Below are 18025 nucleotides of genomic sequence, written 5' to 3'. Positions count from 1 at the left end.
AGGTTTTTAAATATGCATCCATATGTAAATGGTTATCAACGAAATGATTATAGATTTGGCGCTGGTCTTGGCTGGTTGCCGTTTTTAGGCGGTTTAGCGGGTGGATTCCTTGGCGGCGCTTTGGCAGCTCCCCGTCCCTTGCCGCCCCCACCATTCGGATATCCGGGAGCAGGATTTCCAGGAGGAGGCTACTTCCCCCCTGGTGGATATCCTGGACCAGGATTCGGTGGCTACCCAGGTGGTTATGGCGGTTATCCAGGAGTGGGGGCAGCAGGCTATCCAGGTCCGGCTGGAACCGGCTACCCAATAGCACCAGGCGGCGTTGGATACCAAGCAGATGGCTATCCATTCTACGGAAATTCAAATTTAGATTCATTCGGCTCTGGCTATCCGGAAAATGCTAATAAAGCTCTCTCTAAATTCTAACTAGTGAAAAAAGGCCTCAAAGGAGGTCTTTTTTCATGGCCTTTTTCACATTGCTTGATACTTTGCGTATAACCTCATGAACTTCTTTAAAATAAACCATGCAATACTGCAGAAAAACTTGAATAGATATAGGCATGACGGTAAAAAGCAAGGAAAAGTCAGGAGTGGGGATATGCCTGCAATCAATGGAACACAGTTGAAAGAAAGAATCGGTAATTTGCAAAGCAATATTTGGTTTGATGGACAGAAAGTCACGGGAGACATCGTAGCACATCCTGCCTTTAAGGGAGTGATCAATAGTAAGGCCCGCTTGTATGATTTTCAGCTGGAAGAGGAAAATTTGCCGCTGATGACCTATAAATCGCCTACAACGGGAAACCGGGTTGGCCGGTCTTTTCATCCCCCCCTCAAAAAAGAAGACCTGGAACTCAGGAGGCTTGCTGCCGGGGAGTGGGCAAAGCTGACTGGCGGAATGATGGGGAGGACCCCTGATTACATGAATACAGCCTTAATGGCTCTTGGTGCTTCAGCACATGTCTTTGAAGGGAAAAATAAATTAGGCAGGAATGTGACGTGTCTTTATGAAAAGGCAAGAGAGAATGACCTTACCTTTTCCCATACGTATGTCACGCCGCAGGTGAATCGTTCGCTCGCGTATTTTGAAGAGAAGGAGCAGCCAATTTCTGCCCGAGTTGTCAAGGAGACAGCTGACGGGATTTTCATTAAGGGTGCCAGGTTATTGGCTACACAAGGAGGCATCACAGATGAACTGATGGTTTTGCCGGCCGGCGGGAAATTCATCGAAGAGGATTATGTATATGCCTTTTCGATTCCGAGCAGCACAGAAAACTTAAAGTTTGTCTGCAGGGAATCTTTTGTCTATAACGACTCCCACTTTGACCATCCACTGGGGTCACGATTTGAAGAAATGGATACGATTGTGATTTTCGATAACACCTTTGTGCCGTGGGAAAGAGTTTTTTTATATAAAGATATTAATGCAGCCATGAATCTGTTCAACGAAACCAATTTCAATACCTTCCTGGTTCATCAGACATTATCAAGGCAGCTTACGAAATCCAGGCTGTTCCTGGGAACTGCCCAATTAATTACGGAAACGATCGGGATTGGCGAATATCAGCATGTAAAAGAAAAAATCAGTGAAATTATATGTGGTGTGGAAATGATGAAAGGGCTGCTATTATCCTCAGAAATGCAGGCGAGGGAAAATAGTTCCGGCTTGATGGTACCGGATGCGAGCCCTCTTACTGTTGCAAGTCTTATGTTTCCAAAGTTTTATCCAAGATTCGTAGAAATCCTTCAGCTGCTGGGGGCCAGTGGAACCATCACCATTCCGACAAGCAATGATTTTAAATCGGATCTAAGAAGTGACCTGGACCTGTATTTGCAGGGAGCAGATACCGAAGCGAAGGAAAGAGTTCAATTGTTCAGATTGGCATGGGATATGTGCTCAAGCGCTTTTGCGGGAAGAGAAACCATCTACGAGCGATTCTTTTTCGGCGATCCGGCCCGGATTTCAGTCGGGTTGTACAATCAGTATGACAAGAAACCAGCGGTGGATTTGGTGAATGATTTATTGAAAAGTTGAATGATAGAAAATGTAAAGTCCGGAGATTATTCTCCGGGCTTTTTGCTGTTTTTGGCATGGATTGGCTTTTGTAAATAACATTTCTTTCATCTTGGCTCTGTTGAAGCCCAATGTTGTTTTTACACACCTGTTGATTGTAGTGGAGGGCGCGTAGACTCCTGCGGGCGCAGCTGGTCAGGTGAGACCCCGCAGGAGCAAAGCGACGAGGAGGCTCAGCGCCAGCCAAGAAGAATTTGGTCTTTGAAAAAGCTGGCACTTGAGCTTTTTCATAATTCTTCCCCCGCGGAAAGCGAAGCGCCTGGAACGAAAATCAACAGTCTTGTTTAACAGAGCCTTCATCTTAAAAAAATCTTGGTGCAGAATGCAATAATGTTCCCAAAGTCAATTATGCTGTTTTTCCTGATTCATGCGTCTGGCAACCCAGAACGGGAAATACAAAATCACGAAGGTGATCAGTGCAATAATCTCCAGGGAAAGGATATACCATGGCCATGGTCCAAGAAAATCAATGATCGATGGATTGACTGGCTTTTCGGAGATGTACATATAGTTGCCTTCAATCAGGAAGTTGACGACGAAAATTATGAGCGTATAGACGTTCAACCAGAGAAATGCTTTCCAAATGGACTTTCCAGTCGGCCGGTAACCTGCCACAAATACCATGAACAGATTGGCTACGACCGTTCCCCCGTGTGAAACGAAGAAATGGATATATCGGTAATGGGGAAAGGTGTATAGGCTGATGTCTGGTGTGATCATGGCCTGCAATGCACTGCCGACGCCGACAAAATAAGTGAATTCAAACAGTGCATATCTCTTGTTTAATAGCAATATGGCAGAGAGGATGAGGGAGATACTGCTTAAGTGAAGTGGCAATGAATACTGATAGTTCCAGTGTCCGCTCCACCAAAGCCATATTTGCAGGCTTACTTCGGAGGCTATAAGCACCACGAATAATCCGATACGGGCAGCACGGTTGATCCCGTGTTTCCGTAAAGGCTCCCGGAACAAGAAGAGCAGTATGATCATTATAAAGAAAGCAGTGAGTGTCAAAAGGTGGACGCTTGAAAACAACTGAAAAACAGTTTCCGTTCCCGGTTCAAAAAACCCCTTCATAATTCTGCCGCCCTTCGAAAAAAGATTTCCATATCCTTACTTTATCATATTATCAGATGACATATATATCAGTTGAAAAACATACATTTCATACGATTACAGTTTGAGGAGGTGGGTTTATGCAATTTTACTATGGACAACAGATGCCCTTGAGGATCTTGGATGAAGCCGAGTTCTGGAAGCATCAGGAGGAGGAGCATACCGTCGTAATCCGCGAGCTGACACCTGATTTAGAACAGGAGTATGTGGATGCCCTGAAAGAATGGGAAAAGGTATTGGGGGAGACCCGCCATCAAGTTTTGAGATTCATAGAGACGGTGACGAGGACGGGCAATTACATACCTGCCCAGCTGCATCAGCATGTACTGAAACTAACCTCCTTCTATTTACAGCAAAGCCTCGAATTCATTCGATTGTGTGAACAAATCAAAACAGAAAGTGAAGCTGTTAAAAGGAATCCAACAGCAAAAGTGGTATTGGATCATATCATCCGTGAGTCAGAATATTTTGTGGGGATTGCCCAGGCACTTCTGTATCAGCAGACAACTTAATAGCATATCTAAAATCAGCCAGTGAATGGCTGATTTTTTATCTCTCATTGTTTATAAAATGCTGAGACCAACCTCCTAGTTTTAAAACTTTCGCTAATAGAAAGAAGTCTGTTATGATTATGTTGAAATAAAGAAAAGGAGGAATTTTCCTATGTATGATGTAGCAATTATCGGCGCGGGTCCTGCAGGCGGAAGCGCAGCGATTTTCGCAGCAAAGGCTGGCAAGAAAACAGTTGTGCTGGACAACAATAAAAGCGTAACGAAGCGTGCATGGATGGAGAACCACTATGGCGCACCTGAAATTGCAGGTCCTGACTTGGTAGAGACAGGCATCAAGCAAGCCAAAAAATTCGGTGCTGAGTTTGTTGAAACGACTGTGACTTCTGTAAGCAAAACAGACAGCGGCGTTAAAGTCGTGACTGAAAACGGCGAGTATGAAGCAAAGCATGTCATTATCGCTTCTGGCATGATGACTGATGTAGCTGAAGCATCTGGCCTTGCAACAAAAGATGGCACAGAGCCAAGAATCAAGACGATTTTTGACGTCGATGCTGCCGGAAAAACAAATGTTGAAGGTGTTTGGGCTGCAGGCACTTGCGCAGGGGTCAGCATGCACACAATCATCACAGCTGGCGACGGCGCGAAGGTAGCCATCAACGTCATCAGCGAGCTGAATGGCGAGCGCTATGTAGACCATGATGTTCTGAAAGCATAAATAGTTGAAGCCTTGCAGGAATCTGCAAGGCTTTTATTCTGGTAAAGGTTCAGCAACTCTAGTTGCTATAATTAAACTGATCCTCGATCTTCCCGTCTTCATTGTGAATATATGCCATTGTGCCGGCCTCCTCAGCCATACGCTTGGCTTCATTCACAGCCTCTGATCTTGAACCAGTGGTAAGTTCAGGGTCATCTTGTCCCTCTTTTTTGACAGCCCACCCCTCTTTGTCATGGGGCACGGCATGGAATCTTGCTTCATCTGTTCCGGCTCGGTCCTCGAAATATTCATCACGTTCCATATCATCATTCTTGTTTTGAGCCATCTTAATCCCTCCTTGGCTTTTTGTTTGCACCTGGAAAAGGTATTAAGACTTTACCCGCAAAAAACGATCAAAAACGCGCCTGGACAGTATGGATATTTTTGGTGAATCATCCTCAGAGGATCCTGTTATCTTCCTGTCTGTCTGCCGTTCCAGCAGTCTGCCGTGGGTAGGTCACCTGTAAAATCCCATCTTGGAAGGTAGATTGAATGAACCTTGTCTCGGTGGGTTCGGGAAGCGGGATCAGGCGCTCGAATTCACCATAAAATCTTTCCCTTTTCACCTCCATATCAGCAGGGAACAAGGTTCTTGAAATACCCTTCACCACCAGAGTATCTCCTTGTCTTAGAGCCACGGAGAGATCGCTCCTGCTTAAACCGGGAACCTCAAGGATCAGGCAGATGGCGGAATCATTTTTATAAATATCATAAAGAGGGAAATCATCAGCATGAACCATTCTCTCCGGGATACCATGATTGAATAACCCACGCCAAAAGTCATCTTTTTGGTATTTATTCGTCAGCTCGAGCCACATTTTCACTTTCTCCATATCCATGTCATGGCCCTCCCAATGAAGGTTTTTAAATTTGATTCGCAATCGGAGCAGAAGGGTTGGCAATCTGATCCTGATCGCTGACATCCGGATCAAAAATCCCGGTATTCTGTAAAGAAGATGATGGTGAGAAATCACCGAGAGAAAAATTGACACCGAAGTTCTTGCTGTTTGCCGTGTGGCTATTATGGACTGTTGGTCCAACATCCAGGTTTCCGTTTTGAGTGATTCCATTGACTTTGATATTAAAAATATTAATTTGGTAAGGCATCGAAAACCTCCTTATCAGTACTAAAATGTTGCATTTTGAAATTCTTTTTTTACACGAACCCACCATTTTAGTAAAAAAGAGACTAAATGATGGGTTCATCAACTGGGGCCAGAGGGACGCCCTGATAGGTGGAGTCAGCTGTCGCAATCGCAGCTTGATCATTTAAATCCGGATCAATATAGACATTATCCATCAATGCTTCCGTTGGTGACGCATCACCAAAAGAAGAGTTCATTCCCTGGGACTTATCATTGGCTGTATGGCTGTTATGGATGGCTGATCCAATAGTGATGGAGCCATTTCCCGAAACGCTGTTAACTTTGAAATAAAAGAGGTTAATCGTGACTGGCATAGCTTTTCATCCTTATTCCGTCTTTGAGGTACTATATGCAGTCTTTGGCCCAAATGTTCTTTGATATTACGGGAGGCTGCTCTTCTCGAATAATGGACAAATACCTATGAAATTCTTTTGGATATGGATAAATACCCAGGAAATTTCTGTGCTTCTGCATAATCTTTAGTAACCTTTTGGGAAAAGGGATATTTTAGCTATTCATGAAATAAAGAGGAGGTAATACAATGGATGCTTCTAATCAGTATTCAAGTGTAATCAGCCAGGTGCCATTCAATCAAAATGACCTAAGGTTTGGCCGATTTGGCTTTGGCAGGCCGTTTGGCTTCGGAAGGCCATTTTTTGGGAGGCCATTTTTCGGGGGACCATTTTTCGGAGGTTTAGCCACTGGATTGCTTGGTGCAGCACTGTTCAGTCCGTTCTATGGGTATGGATATGGATTTGGTTACCCATATTATGCGCCATACCCATACTATGCTCCATATTTTTGGTGACAGAGATAAACAATATTATGTGATAGCACAAGCCTTCCGAAAATAAGATGTAATATTAAACAGCGGAGGTTTTGCCATGGCAGTTGTGAAGCATACAGAGGCGGATATCAGTTTGTTGGCGAGACTTCTGAGGGCAGAGGGTGAGGGGGAAGGCCAGCAGGGAATGCTGATGATCGGAAACGTAGGAATCAACCGAATCCGGGGGAATTGTTCTGACTTTATCGGATTAAGGACGATTCCGCAGATGATTTATCAGGAGCACGCATTTGAAGCTGTCCAGAAGGGCTATTTTTACCAGAGAGCCAGGGAAGTGGAAAAGAGGCTTGCGAGGCGGGCAGTGAAAGGCGAACGTCTATGGCCGTCCAAATTCGCACTCTGGTATTTCCGGCCGCCGGGCGATTGTCCTTCTACCTGGTACAACCAGCCGCTCGCCGGCCGTTTTAAGCTGCACTGTTTCTATGAGCCGACAGGAGAAGAGTGTGAAAACATCTATAATACATTTTGATGTTCTGCCAATTTTATTTTGGCAGTCATTTTTTTGTGAGATAAGAAAGTATAAAATTCACTTTGAGAATAATCCAGCTCCAGCGCCTAGCCCCTCGAGACGCTTGTCTAGTGTCGCCTCCTAGAAACTCCGAAACTTCAACTCCGCCGGCAGAAGCAAAAAGCGCTTCTTTGTCGGAGTCTCCAGTTTCTGCGTTTCTGGGCAGTCGGCTATACTTTTCGATTTCGGTCCTGCCAATGAAGTCAAAGAACGACTTCACTGTCAGGCCCTCCAGCGCTTGTCGGGGCTGACCAAGGCGCTTGCGCTTTTTGTTCTTGACAGCAAAATGAAATGGGATTAAAGTTAAATAGCTTAATAGTTAAACAGTTTAACTATTAAATAATAGAATGACTTTAAGGCGAGGTGTCTACATAAATATGTATGATAAATCTGTCAAGGATTTAGTGGATCACTATATCCATGTTTCCTTTTCGGTGAACAAGATTGCCGAGGGGATGGTCAAGGAAGAAATCGGTTCGGACCTGACGAACGATCAGCACTATACATTGCGCTACATCAACAAAGTGGGTTCATGTACATCATCGGAGCTGGCTGAAGTTTTCGATGTCAAAAAAAGTGCGATCACCGCCATCATCACGCGTTTGTGGGAAAAGGGGCTTATCCTAAGAACAAGGGATGAAAATGACCGTCGATTGGTCTATCTGACTTTGACTGACAAGGGAAATGAACTGTTCCAAAAAACGGAGGAGCGGATCCAGGCCCTGGTGGAATCGATTATTACCAAGTTCGATCAGGATGAAATCATCCAGTTCCTTAAGACGTACGACAAACTAAATGAAATTTTAATAGAAAGAAAGAGCAGGGTGGAATAAAGTGAACTTCATTATCAAGCAGAAATGGTTAGTCATTATTGCATGGATTCTGGTGGCTGCAGGTCTGTTCATGGCTGCACCGAATATGGCAGAACTTGTCCGGGAAAAAGGGCAGATCACCGTGCCTGACGAATACTCCTCGACACTGGCTGGCAAAATTATGGATGAGGTCAGGGAGCAGGAGGGCGGAGGCGATGAGACACAGGTCGCACTTGTCTTCCACAGCGAGAAAAAATTGACAGCAGCAGAAATCAAGGAAGCGGAAAACGCAATCCGTGAACTTGAAAAGAATCGCGAGGAAATCGGGATCACGGATATCCTGACACACTTCAATGAGGAAAGCCTGAAAGAACAGCTTGTCTCTGAAGATGGAAAGTCAATCCTGTCCTCGGTAACGGTCAGCTGGAATGACCGCGAACCGGCTGAAGTAAGGAAGCTGCTCTATGACACAATTGAGGATGTTGACGTCGACCACTACTATACGAGCCAGTGGCTGATCAACGAAGATTTAATGACCAGTTCGGAAGAAGGATTGAAAAAGACGGAAGGAATTACGGTCGTCTTTATTCTTGTCGTCCTTCTCCTTGTATTCAGGTCCGTCATCGCTCCGGTCATTCCATTGCTTACAGTCGGTATGGCATACCTGGTTTCACAGTCGATTGTATCGGTGTTAGTTGACCAATTTGATTTTCCGCTCTCAAACTATACGCAGATTTTCCTTGTGGCCGTATTGTTCGGGATTGGAACGGACTACTGTATTTTGCTGCTCAGCCGTTTTAAGGAAGAGCTCACGCATCAAGAAAGTGTCCCTGCTGCGATTGTCGCTACCTATAAAAATGCAGGGCGCACAGTATTTTTTAGCGGGATAGCAGTTATGATCGGCTTTGCCGCCATTGGCTTCTCACAATTCATTTTATATCAGTCCGCGGCTGCCGTAGCAATCGGAGTCGCCATGCTTTTGGTTGGATTATTCACTATTGTCCCGTTTTTCATGGCGTTATTAGGCCAAAAGATATTCTGGCCTTCAAAGCAGAGCGCAGAGCATGGTGAAAGCAAGTTATGGGGCACTGTCGGAAGATTCTCACTGGCACGCCCATTCCTGAGCCTGCTGATTGTTGCTGCAGTATGTGTGCCGTTTTTGGTGGCTTATGATGGGGATCTGAGTTACAACTCACTGGATGAAATCAGCGGAGATGTAAACTCGATTAAGGCGTTTAATGCGATTGCCGGCAGTTTCGGCCCAGGCGAATCGATGCCAACACAAATTATCTTGAAAAATGACGAAAGAATGGACTCGGCTGAATACATTGAACTCGCTGAAAAAATCAGCACCGAGCTGAAAAAAGTCGACATGGTCGATACAGTTCGTTCGGTCACAAGGCCAACAGGAGAGCCAATCGAAGACTTCTTCGTCTCCAAACAGGCCGAAACACTCGGTTCAGGACTGGGTGAAGGAAAGGAAGGCCTGGATAAAATCAGCGATGGCCTCAATGAGGCTGAAACTGAATTGTCAAAGTCAGCACCCGAATTGGAAGGGGCTGCTGACGGCATAAACGAATTGATCAATGGAACAACTGCAATTAAGTCAGGTCTTGGCGAAATCCAGACCAACCTTGGCAAAATTGAGGATGGCATTCGCAAGGGTTCTGCGGGGTCTGATCAGATTCAGGCAGGATTAACAGAAGCAAAGTCCGGGGCTGAAGAATTGCTCGCCGGCTATAAACAGCTGCAATCCAAGTATGTGGAGATGCAGGCTGGCCTGGCACAGGTTGAGGCGGGATATACAGAGGCCGGGGGCGGAATTTCAAAACTGTCTGGCGGCATATCACAAGCAAACGGCCAGCTATTCGGCTATTTGGAAAATAGAGACCAGACATTGAAAGCAGACCAAAACTATCAGCAAATTAAAGGCCAGCTTCAATACATGCAGACTGAACTGGCAAAAGCTTCAGCAGGTCTGGATCAACTTAATGAGGTAATGCCGCAGCTTACAGGCGGAATGGCAAAAGCAAACGAAGCCTTTGCCGGAGCCTTGGCACAACAAGCAAATTTCGGCCCGGGACTCCAACAGCTGATCGACGGTATCGAACAGCAGCAGACAGGATTGAATCAGCTTGCTGACGGACAGGGGAAAATCGTCGATAATTTCCCTAAGCTGACAAATGGCTTGACTGGAATCAATGCGGGCCAACAGCAGCTTCTGGCTGGTTTTGGCGGATTGGGTACTCAGTTGGATCAGCTCACGGACGGACTAAGCCAGAGCACGGATGGGCTGGATCAGGTTTCTGAAGGACTTGGTTCCGCTCAGGAGTACCTGAACGGTCTGGCCAAATCTGATTCCAATGGCTTTTACCTGCCTGAGGAGGTGCTTGAAAGTGAGGATTTTGCCCAGGTATTTGATGTCTATTTTTCAAAAGACCGAAAAGTCATGACGATGGATGTCATTTTTGAAGCAAATCCTTACTCAAACAAAGCGATGGCACAGATTCCTGAACTTAAGGAAGCCGTTGAGCGCGCAACGAAAGGGACGAAGCTTGAAAATGCAGATGTAGCCGTCGGCGGGATCACAAGCACGAATGCGGACCTCGACACGATGTCTGGCCAGGATTATACACGCACAGTGATTTTGATGCTGCTTGGCATCGGTATCATCCTTGTATTCCTGTTCCGCTCCATCATCATGCCGATTTACATTATCGGCTCATTGATATTAACGTATTATACTTCAATGGCGATCAATGAAGTGATCTATGTCGATATTCTCGGATACTCAGGCATCAGCTGGGCGGTACCGTTTTTCGCCTTTGTCATCCTAGTTGCCCTTGGAGTCGACTACAGTATCTTCCTGATGGACCGTTTCAATGAATATAAGGATTTGTCCATCTCAGAGGCAATGCTGCTTTCGATGAAAAAGATGGGAACGGTCATCATCTCGGCAGCCGTCATTCTCGGCGGAACTTTCGCCGCGATGATGCCTTCGGGAATGATGTCGTTGCTGCAAATCGCATCAATCCTCCTTGCGGGATTATTCCTGTACGCGTTCATCATGCTGCCGCTGTTCATCCCGGTTCTTGTGAAGAACTTTGGCGAAGCAAACTGGTGGCCGTTTAAAAGAGCATAATGGAAAAGAGGCAGCCGATCAGCTGCCTCTTTTTGCATTAACACCTATCCACTCCACAGGACATTCCTTCATTGGGGTCGTCCATTTCTGAGAGGATAATTTGTTCCAGTGCTTCTTTCGACCTCATCCCCGGAACGACCCTGTCTCCAACGATGAACGTCGGAACAGCAGTGATGTCCACCTCGTTATAAGCATGGTCCAGTGCTTGTTGATGAGCCTCTTTATACTTACGGGTTTCGAGCGCGTGACGATATTCATCTTGATCGAGACCAACTTCACCGGCAAGCATTGTCAAAACCTTAAGGTTCCCAATATCTAACCCCCTCTGGAAAAATGCCCTGAGCATATGGTCATTATACTCGTTTCCTTTTCCATGCTCCTTCGCATACTGATATCCCTCAAATGCAAGGTGTGTGTACGGCTGGGGAGATACATCGGGAAGGACAATCTCCACCCCCATCCGCTCAGCCATAGGATAAACAGATTGCTTCCAGGTGCTTTGCAGGTAATGTTCCTCGGGCTTTAACGTTTTGTTCGGATAGGGCCTTAATTCAAAAGGCATCCATTCAAGTTCGACATCCTTCCCATCGATGGCTTCCTTCAGCGGAAACTCCGCCAAAAAACAGAATGGTCAAACATAGTCTGAATAAATTTTGATTTTCAGTGTCATAGCAGCCTCCTCCATATTCTTAAAAGTGTTAGGGTTTGTTTGGATTATACCTTTATACTCTCTGGCTAAACTTGCAGCAGGTTTTTCATTGCTAAAATCAATTCAGTTCGAAGGCAGGATGATGCAGGAGTTCATAGAGATGGGAAGATTCATGACGGGATCAACATGGGAATATTGCGGTCAGGAAGAAAGTCGAATCTAAGCCGTAAAAAAAGCTGTACAGAGTTAAATCTGTACAGCTTTTGTGCCTTCATATACAATTTACCTGCCAGTCATCAGGTTACTCAGATGCGGGATTTAAACCTTTGGAAGGAAGAAGCTTGTCCAATATCCATCCAGCCAGGCCGCCGACCAGAGCAGGCAGAAGCCAGCCCAGACCTTCTGCATAAAGCGGAAGCGATTGAAGAAGAGCCATCAGTGCTTCTGATTTAACGCCAAATGTTTTCAATCCATCTATGACACTGACCATTCCAGCGGCAAAAACAGCTCCGACATAGACCCCTCGCGCTCCTTTGAAAAAGCGGTCAAGGAAAGAAAGGATGACTAGAACGATCGTGATTGGATATAGAACGATCAAAACAGGTACTGAAATCGAAATGATCTGGTTTAAGCCAAGGTTTGCGATTAGCAAGCTGACCAATGTCACAGACAAGGCGAACACCTTATAAGGCACCTGTGGCATCATCTTGTTGAAAAATTGGCTGGTTGCCGCTACAAGACCAACAGCAGTCGTAAAGCAGGCAAGAGTCACAATCAATCCTAACAGCAGCATGCCCGGTACACCGAACATCAACTTCGCAGAAGCTGTTAAAATCTCACTGCCATTTTCGAATTGACCTCCCGAAGCCATCTTTGCTCCCATCAGGCCGACTGTTACATAGACAAAAGCCAGGCCAATTCCGGCAATGATGCCTGCTTTTAATGTTTCCCTTACAATCTGTTTGCGTTCCAGCGCCTTTTTCTGCTGGACAGCTCCTACGACAATGATGCCGAATGCCAGCGCCGCAATGGTATCCATTGTCAGGTACCCTTCAAGGAAACCTGTGGCAAATGGTGCAGCGGTGTATTTTTCAGAGACAGCTCCAAATGATCCGTCCAGTTTGAAAAAGCTGCCGAGTACCAGCAGAACGATGGCAGCGAGCAAAACAGGCGTTAAAATGCTCCCAATCCGCTCAACCATTTTTGATGGATTCAATGTCACCCAGTAAACAAGTGCAAAAAACGCAACTGTGAAAAGCAAGAGGACAGTCGTATGCGAACCGCCCTCTGCCAGGAATGGCTTGACGGACATTTCAAAAGCAACATTGGCGCTTCGCGGAATCCCGAAAAACGGTCCAATCGACAAGTATACTGCAGCGCTGAAAACAACTGCAAAAACAGGATGGACCCTTGACCCGATTTCTTTTACGCCGCCCTTTGCCATTGAAATGACAACGACCGTCAACAACGGCAGCCCAACCCCGGTCACGACAAAACCAAGCATGGCCGGCCAGAAGTTCGCTCCTGCTTCCTGCCCTAAAAATGGCGGGAAAATCAGATTCCCTGCTCCAAAAAATAATGCAAATAACATTAAACCGATTGTGAGTGTATCTTTACCTTTTAAGCTTCCCATCCTTTTTCTCCTCCTAATATAATGTTTTGGCACTGAGAGTATAGGAATTTCGGAACGGAATGTTATATGTTGAAAAATAAAAACCCGCCCCTAAAACTAGGGACGAGTTATCCTCGCGTTACCACCCTGATTCCGCAAAAACAAAAGCGGCCCTCATCAACGTACCATCATACGTGTTCCCTTTAACGGCGGACAATCCGGCAAAGCTTACTGCCAATAAGGTTCAGCATTGCATCTCAGAGATGATGCCCCTCTATAACCTGAACACCGGTTTGCAGCAAATCACCGGCTCTCTGTAGATCAGTTCCATGAAGGACGTGTTCTCGTCATCGATTTTATTATTTTGAAATATATTAACATGAACTATAATAATATTCAGATAATAATATGTCAATACTATTCGCAAAGGAAAGTTTTTCAGTTAGGCACTTGAACACTGGAGATTCAATTGAAAATCCAGGAAGTGGTATTTTATAGACATTTTGACGCCCATCACCCGAAATGTCCAAGAAGTGTTGTTTAAAAGACATTTTGAGGCTGTACACTCCCCGAAATGTCCAAGAAGTAGTGTTTAATAGACATTTTGAAGCTTCTCACGTAACGAAATGTCCAAGAAGAGGTGTTTAAAAGACATTTTGAGGCCCAACACGTTCCGAAATGTCTAAGAAACCGCGTTTAATAGACATTTTGACGCCCATCACACCCCGAAATGTCCAAGAAGAGGTGTTTAATAGACATTTTGAAGCTCATCACACCCCGAAATGTCCAAGAAGTGTTGTTTAATAGACAATTTGAGGCCCAACACGCCCCGAAATGTCCAAGAAGTGTTGTTTAAAAGACATTTTGAAGCTCCTCACGCCCCGAAATGTCCAAGAAGTCACGTTTAATAGATATTTTAACTCTCGTCATACGCCGAAATGTCTAAGAAATGACTTGAATGGACTTGCCGAACTTAACTATTCTTTAAACTCTATATAAAATATAGTGTCTTTAACAGTACAATCCATATTAAAATGGGGTTATATAAGTCTGAAAATGGAGAAATGCCATGAATCTTAAAAAGCTTGATGCGTTCATTATGGTTGTAGAGAAGAACAGTTTTTCAGAGGCTGCAGCTGCGCTTAAAAGTTCCCAGCCATCGGTTAGCCTGAAAATCAAAAGTCTGGAAGATGAACTTGGATTCGAACTGCTCGACAGGGGGGCGGCTGGAATCAGGCCGACGTCTGCAGGAATGCTGGTGTACAGTGCTGCAAAGGACATTAAGAGCAGGTGGAAGACACTCGAAGATGAACTCGGGGAATTTCACGGTACGTTGACAGGGACTCTTACCATTGGTGCGAGCACGATACCGGGCACATACCTGCTTCCAGGCTGGATCAAGAAATTTCGGATTCTGTTTCCGAAGGTGGATGTAAAGATTGATATTGGCGATTCGAAGAAAGTGCTCGATCAATTGCAGAATCATCAGATTGACGCAGGCATTATTGGGATGAAAGTCGACTCACGCCTGGTGACGAGCAAGCCGATTGTCTCAGATTCACTGGTTTTGGTCACACCTGTGGAGCACCCATTAACCCTTGCAGAATCACCGGATTTTCCCCAAATACAGCAATATGATTTCGTCCTCCGTGAAGAAGGATCAGGAACACGGAAAATGATGGAGCATTACTTGGTGGAAAATGGTCTGTCGCTTGATGATCTGAACGTAGCTGTCTCGATCGGAAGCACTGAATCCGTGATCGCAGCCGTGGAAGCCGGACTCGGCATCAGCTTCGTTTCCAGACTCGCGGCAATGCCTGCTGTGAAAGCAGGACGTATAGCCATCATTGATAGCTTTGCTCCGTACGACAGGGAGTTTTACCTTGTGGCACAATCGGATGCCGAAAATCGCCCGCTGATCAAGCAGTTCACCGACGCAGTCATGGATTCTAGTTTGTAAGATAAACGATTCCCTTTTAAATAGAAAGTGCGGATGACAATTTATAATTTTCACATTATTATTAGGGGTAGGAGAAAGGGGCGTTTTGGATGCAGGTTAAAGTATTTGCTAATCTCAGAGATATTTGCGGAGGCGTGACGGTCGAAGTGAAGCCTGATGGGGAACGGGTAATGGATGTGCTTGATAAAATGTGCGAAATGTTCCCGGATTTGCACGAAGAAATTTTCACAGAAGAAAAGACGCTCAAGCCATTTGTACACGTTTATATCAATGGCCGTAACATCGTCCATGACCAGGAACTCGAAACGAATGTAAAAGAAAGCGACCAGTTCGCATTGTTCCCTCCTGTTGCCGGTGGCTGATATGGTAGATAGAATACTAGAATTCCGCGGAATCAACAGGGATCATCTCGGCATGTATTTTGAAGAACTGGGCGGCCGACTCGTAACCGATTCCTTCCCGTACGTGTATGAAGCGGAAGGATGGAGAGCGGAAATTTTGAGCGAGGATGAACTTGCTTTTACAAAAACATTCATCGTTAATGCTGTTCATATCCGCTTTGCGGCGGAAAGCATGGATGAGCTCGAACACCTGATCAAAAATTACCGTTATAAAACAACCCGGGTAGGCGGGTAGCAAAGGTTTCGGCAACTTTTTGCCGGGGCCTTTTTATTTTTGCAAAAAATCTATATGTAATTCATATTCCCGACTGATATCGAGGATCGTAATCGTGGATTACGCTAATAAGAAGCGAATCTACACCCTGTAAGATGGCACTTTTGATTAATTCGACCACATTTCAGATTTATTTGGCGGATTTCAAGATAATTCGATCACATTTCAAGTTTTTTTGGCGGATTTTAAAATAATTCGACCACATTTCCTATTAATTCGACCAAGTTGCTTCATCCGCAATATCTGCACCCTTAAACAAAAAACCAGGCGAGAAAGTCACCTGGTTACTCTCAAACTATTAAACTTCTTCTGTAGCCGGAGTTGTTTCTTCGTCAATGATGCCCAGTTCGCGAAGTTTTTCTTCGGTAACGACGCCATCCTTCCAGCCGCGGACATTGTAATAGTCTTCCAGCATGATATCCATGCGTGAGACAAGTCCTTCACTGTTGCCGGAAGCACCTTCTTCAGTAAAGCGTTTTGGAAGGAAGTCATCCTCACGCTTGTTGAATCCGGCAAGGTTATTGTAGTAACGCTCAAGATTGTAAATTCTTTCTCCTGCAAGCATGACGTCATCCGCTGTCATTGGGATGCCTGTCATTGTGCTGTATTGCTCAGCGTAGTGCTCGGCGTTTTCAGAGAAAGAAGAGAACTTACAGATATTCATAGAGTCAGAGAATGAAAGCAGGTTCTGGAATACGTTCAGAAGCTCAGCTTTTCCTTCTGCTACTGTACGGTCAGTTGGCTCTGGAATACCGGCGATTTCAGATGCGATTGTGTAGCCGCGAAGGTGGCAGGCACCACGGTTACTCGTCGCATAGCCAAGGCCGATTCCCTGGATTCCGCGCGGATCGTAAGCTGGGATGGACTGGCCTTTAACGGACATGGACAGTTCAGGAACTCCCCATGCAGCAGTCGCGCGTGCAGGACCTTCAGCAAGGATTCCGCCGAAACCTTCACGGAACGCGATTTTGCGAGCAATCTCGATCATGCCGTCAGCATCGCCCCAGTCAAGCTTCTCTTCAACGATGCCTTTTTCATAGGCTTCCATTGTGACAGAGATGGCGTGGCCAAGCTCGATTGTATCCATTCCATATTCGTTACAGATATCGATTAAGTATGCGATTGCTTCAGAGTTGCTCAAACCGCTGTTCGCACCAAGCGCCCATGCAGATTCAAACTCAAAGCTTTCTACGCGAGTCTTATATTTGCCTTCCTTGACTTCAACCTCGATCTTACAGCCAACAGGGCAAGCGTGGCATGTGTTGTTGGCAACGAGAAGGTGCTCGTTTACCCACTCGCCTGAGTGCTTTTCAGCCTCATCCCAGTGTGTCAATTGAGAGTTGCGTGTTGGAAGCGCTCCCACTTCATTGATCAAGTTGGTAAGGACGTTTGTTCCGTATACGGACAAGCCGCCTTTGTTAGGAGCAGTCAGGCCGCCTTCAAGAATCGCTTTAACAGCTTTCTTGTTCGCCTGATTGTAATCATCTTTTTGAGCAGGCTCAGGCATGTTGCCCTTTTGAGCTGCCTTGATCACGATTGCCTTCAGTTTTTTGTAACCTGCAACCGCACCAGTACCGCCGCGTCCAGCCGCACGGTCATGCTCGTTCATGAAACCGGCAAAACGCACGCCATTCTCACCAGCCTGGCCGATTGTCATAACGCTGAGGTTTTCTTCTCCATGAGCATCTTTCAAAGCCTGTACAGTCGCGCGCGTGCTCAATCCCCACAATTGAGAAGCGTCGCGGATTTCTGCCTGGCCATCCTCGATATACAGGTAGACAGGCTTGTCGCTCTTGCCTTTGAAAATCACGTTGTCGATTCCAGACCACTTTAGACGGGCAGCTGTCCATCCGCCCATATGAGAGTCAGTAACCGTACCGGTAAGCGGTGACTTTGTTACGACAGCAAGACGTCCGCTCATTGAAGAACGAGAACCTGTTACAGGGCCAGTCATGATACATAGAATGTTTTCTTCTGATAGAGGCTCAACTTCTGGTCCGTTGTCCAGTACATACTTGACTCCAAGGCCGCGGCCGCCGATATACTTCCTTACATCTTCTTCATTGATGCCACGGTAACCGACAGTGCCATTGGTTAAGTCAACTACGACTTCTTTGTTTTTAAATCCCCCAAGATTCATCTTAACTAATCCACCTCTTTCACTTTTAGTAGTAAAAAGTCCCTAAGAGGGTAAACCCTCTTAATATTTAGTATAGTGAAAA

At 45.6% G+C, this 18025-nt stretch carries 20 protein-coding genes and 1 other annotated feature; of the genes, 11 read left to right on the top strand and 9 right to left on the bottom strand.

Annotation, left to right across the window (positions count from 1 at the left end; all coding sequences use genetic code 11):
- Positions 1–12: 12 nt before the first annotated feature.
- Positions 13–426 (top strand): hypothetical protein, encoded by a 414-nt coding sequence (locus tag M3593_RS12035; protein WP_144477853.1) that lies wholly within the window; start codon positions 13–15, stop codon positions 424–426.
- A 172-nt stretch (positions 427–598) separates the two neighbouring features.
- Positions 599–2035, top strand: coding sequence for a 4-hydroxyphenylacetate 3-monooxygenase, oxygenase component (hpaB, locus tag M3593_RS12030; protein WP_251542944.1), 1437 nt, complete (start codon positions 599–601; stop codon positions 2033–2035).
- 381 nt (positions 2036–2416) lie between these two features.
- On the opposite strand, the gene M3593_RS12025 is transcribed toward hpaB, so the two are convergent.
- Entirely contained in the window at positions 2417–3151 is a 735-nt protein-coding gene (locus M3593_RS12025) for a YwaF family protein (RefSeq protein ID WP_251542942.1), read from the bottom strand.
- 119 nt (positions 3152–3270) lie between these two features.
- Here M3593_RS12025 and M3593_RS12020 point away from each other — a divergent pair, with 119 nt between their 5' ends.
- On the top strand, positions 3271–3702 hold the full coding sequence (locus tag M3593_RS12020; protein ID WP_251542940.1) for a DUF2935 domain-containing protein: 432 nt from the start codon (positions 3271–3273) through the stop codon (positions 3700–3702).
- Positions 3703–3853: 151 nt separating this feature from the next.
- Entirely contained in the window at positions 3854–4417 is a 564-nt protein-coding gene (locus M3593_RS12015) for an FAD-dependent oxidoreductase (RefSeq protein ID WP_251542938.1), read from the top strand.
- A 58-nt stretch (positions 4418–4475) separates the two neighbouring features.
- Here M3593_RS12015 and M3593_RS12010 read toward each other — a convergent pair whose 3' ends face one another.
- The 4 genes from M3593_RS12010 to M3593_RS11995 all read right to left on the bottom strand — a co-directional run bounded on the left by M3593_RS12010 (position 4476) and on the right by M3593_RS11995 (position 5915).
- On the bottom strand, positions 4476–4742 hold the full coding sequence (locus tag M3593_RS12010) for a DUF2188 domain-containing protein (RefSeq protein ID WP_251542936.1): 267 nt from the start codon (positions 4740–4742) through the stop codon (positions 4476–4478).
- A gap of 112 nt (positions 4743–4854) precedes the next feature.
- Positions 4855–5295, bottom strand: a complete 441-nt coding sequence (locus tag M3593_RS12005; RefSeq protein ID WP_144477843.1) for an Hsp20/alpha crystallin family protein — start codon at positions 5293–5295, stop codon at positions 4855–4857.
- Positions 5296–5320: 25 nt separating this feature from the next.
- Positions 5321–5563, bottom strand: coding sequence for a spore germination protein (locus M3593_RS12000; RefSeq protein ID WP_144477841.1), 243 nt, complete (start codon positions 5561–5563; stop codon positions 5321–5323).
- A gap of 82 nt (positions 5564–5645) precedes the next feature.
- Entirely contained in the window at positions 5646–5915 is a 270-nt protein-coding gene (locus M3593_RS11995) for a spore germination protein (protein WP_144477839.1), read from the bottom strand.
- Between the two features lie 227 nt (positions 5916–6142).
- Between M3593_RS11995 and M3593_RS11990 the strand changes: the two genes are divergently transcribed.
- Together M3593_RS11990 and M3593_RS11985 are read left to right on the top strand one after the other, a co-directional pair.
- Positions 6143–6409 carry a spore coat protein gene (locus M3593_RS11990; protein ID WP_285848039.1) on the top strand — a complete coding sequence of 89 codons (267 nt, stop codon included), beginning with the start codon at positions 6143–6145 and terminating at the stop codon, positions 6407–6409.
- 76 nt (positions 6410–6485) lie between these two features.
- The gene (locus M3593_RS11985) at positions 6486–6914 is read left to right on the top strand and encodes a cell wall hydrolase (protein ID WP_144477837.1); all 429 of its coding nucleotides are present in this window, start codon (positions 6486–6488) and stop codon (positions 6912–6914) included.
- A 25-nt stretch (positions 6915–6939) separates the two neighbouring features.
- Here M3593_RS11985 and M3593_RS11980 read toward each other — a convergent pair whose 3' ends face one another.
- Positions 6940–7173 (bottom strand): hypothetical protein, encoded by a 234-nt coding sequence (locus M3593_RS11980; RefSeq protein WP_251542934.1) that lies wholly within the window; start codon positions 7171–7173, stop codon positions 6940–6942.
- 157 nt (positions 7174–7330) lie between these two features.
- Between M3593_RS11980 and M3593_RS11975 the strand changes: the two genes are divergently transcribed.
- Entirely contained in the window at positions 7331–7786 is a 456-nt protein-coding gene (locus M3593_RS11975) for a MarR family winged helix-turn-helix transcriptional regulator (RefSeq protein WP_251542932.1), read from the top strand.
- 1 nt (position 7787) lies between these two features.
- Entirely contained in the window at positions 7788–10907 is a 3120-nt protein-coding gene (locus M3593_RS11970; protein ID WP_251542930.1) for an MMPL family transporter, read from the top strand.
- 37 nt (positions 10908–10944) lie between these two features.
- On the opposite strand, the gene M3593_RS11965 is transcribed toward M3593_RS11970, so the two are convergent.
- On the bottom strand, positions 10945–11577 hold the full coding sequence (locus M3593_RS11965) for a DsbA family oxidoreductase (RefSeq protein WP_251542928.1): 633 nt from the start codon (positions 11575–11577) through the stop codon (positions 10945–10947).
- 280 nt (positions 11578–11857) lie between these two features.
- On the bottom strand, positions 11858–13189 hold the full coding sequence (gene brnQ, locus M3593_RS11960; RefSeq protein WP_251542927.1) for a branched-chain amino acid transport system II carrier protein: 1332 nt from the start codon (positions 13187–13189) through the stop codon (positions 11858–11860).
- A 95-nt stretch (positions 13190–13284) separates the two neighbouring features.
- Positions 13285–13528 (bottom strand) — a binding site (T-box leader).
- Between the two features lie 709 nt (positions 13529–14237).
- Here brnQ and M3593_RS11955 point away from each other — a divergent pair.
- The 3 genes from M3593_RS11955 to M3593_RS11945 all read left to right on the top strand — a co-directional run bounded on the left by M3593_RS11955 (position 14238) and on the right by M3593_RS11945 (position 15764).
- Positions 14238–15128: a selenium metabolism-associated LysR family transcriptional regulator gene (locus tag M3593_RS11955; RefSeq protein WP_251542925.1), complete on the top strand. Its 891-nt coding sequence runs from the start codon at positions 14238–14240 to the stop codon at positions 15126–15128.
- Positions 15129–15217: 89 nt separating this feature from the next.
- Positions 15218–15490 (top strand): ubiquitin-like small modifier protein 1, encoded by a 273-nt coding sequence (locus tag M3593_RS11950; protein WP_144477823.1) that lies wholly within the window; start codon positions 15218–15220, stop codon positions 15488–15490.
- 1 nt (position 15491) lies between these two features.
- On the top strand, positions 15492–15764 hold the full coding sequence (locus M3593_RS11945; protein WP_251542923.1) for a MoaD-like domain-containing protein: 273 nt from the start codon (positions 15492–15494) through the stop codon (positions 15762–15764).
- A 337-nt stretch (positions 15765–16101) separates the two neighbouring features.
- Here M3593_RS11945 and M3593_RS11940 read toward each other — a convergent pair whose 3' ends face one another.
- Positions 16102–17943, bottom strand: a complete 1842-nt coding sequence (locus M3593_RS11940) for an aldehyde ferredoxin oxidoreductase family protein (RefSeq protein WP_251542921.1) — start codon at positions 17941–17943, stop codon at positions 16102–16104.
- Between the last annotated feature and the right edge of the window lie 82 nt (positions 17944–18025).

It is taken from the genome of Mesobacillus sp. MER 48, from assembly GCF_023714225.1.
In the GTDB taxonomy this organism is placed as follows: domain Bacteria; phylum Bacillota; class Bacilli; order Bacillales; family Cytobacillaceae; genus Mesobacillus; species Mesobacillus oceanisediminis_A.
The sequence above is the reverse complement of the archived record's forward strand: the minus strand, read 5'-3'. Positions and strand labels throughout refer to the sequence as shown.

What these genes read in the sequence shown, in the direction of transcription:
- M3593_RS11990 (WP_285848039.1), top strand. Translation starts at nt 6,143, where the DNA reads ATGGATGCTTCTAATCAGTATTCAAGTGTAATCAGCCAGGTGCCATTC.
- M3593_RS11955 (WP_251542925.1), top strand. Translation starts at nt 14,238, where the DNA reads ATGAATCTTAAAAAGCTTGATGCGTTCATTATGGTTGTAGAGAAGAAC.
- M3593_RS11995 (WP_144477839.1), bottom strand. Translation starts at nt 5,915, where the DNA reads ATGCCAGTCACGATTAACCTCTTTTATTTCAAAGTTAACAGCGTTTCG.
- M3593_RS12000 (WP_144477841.1), bottom strand. Translation starts at nt 5,563, where the DNA reads ATGCCTTACCAAATTAATATTTTTAATATCAAAGTCAATGGAATCACT.
- M3593_RS12010 (WP_251542936.1), bottom strand. Translation starts at nt 4,742, where the DNA reads ATGGCTCAAAACAAGAATGATGATATGGAACGTGATGAATATTTCGAG.
- M3593_RS12020 (WP_251542940.1), top strand. Translation starts at nt 3,271, where the DNA reads ATGCAATTTTACTATGGACAACAGATGCCCTTGAGGATCTTGGATGAA.
- M3593_RS11950 (WP_144477823.1), top strand. Translation starts at nt 15,218, where the DNA reads ATGCAGGTTAAAGTATTTGCTAATCTCAGAGATATTTGCGGAGGCGTG.
- M3593_RS12015 (WP_251542938.1), top strand. Translation starts at nt 3,854, where the DNA reads ATGTATGATGTAGCAATTATCGGCGCGGGTCCTGCAGGCGGAAGCGCA.
- M3593_RS12035 (WP_144477853.1), top strand. Translation starts at nt 13, where the DNA reads ATGCATCCATATGTAAATGGTTATCAACGAAATGATTATAGATTTGGC.
- hpaB (WP_251542944.1), top strand. Translation starts at nt 599, where the DNA reads ATGCCTGCAATCAATGGAACACAGTTGAAAGAAAGAATCGGTAATTTG.
- M3593_RS12025 (WP_251542942.1), bottom strand. Translation starts at nt 3,151, where the DNA reads ATGAAGGGGTTTTTTGAACCGGGAACGGAAACTGTTTTTCAGTTGTTT.
- brnQ (WP_251542927.1), bottom strand. Translation starts at nt 13,189, where the DNA reads ATGGGAAGCTTAAAAGGTAAAGATACACTCACAATCGGTTTAATGTTA.
- M3593_RS12005 (WP_144477843.1), bottom strand. Translation starts at nt 5,295, where the DNA reads ATGGATATGGAGAAAGTGAAAATGTGGCTCGAGCTGACGAATAAATAC.
- M3593_RS11975 (WP_251542932.1), top strand. Translation starts at nt 7,331, where the DNA reads ATGTATGATAAATCTGTCAAGGATTTAGTGGATCACTATATCCATGTT.
- M3593_RS11945 (WP_251542923.1), top strand. Translation starts at nt 15,492, where the DNA reads ATGGTAGATAGAATACTAGAATTCCGCGGAATCAACAGGGATCATCTC.
- M3593_RS11985 (WP_144477837.1), top strand. Translation starts at nt 6,486, where the DNA reads ATGGCAGTTGTGAAGCATACAGAGGCGGATATCAGTTTGTTGGCGAGA.
- M3593_RS11940 (WP_251542921.1), bottom strand. Translation starts at nt 17,943, where the DNA reads ATGAATCTTGGGGGATTTAAAAACAAAGAAGTCGTAGTTGACTTAACC.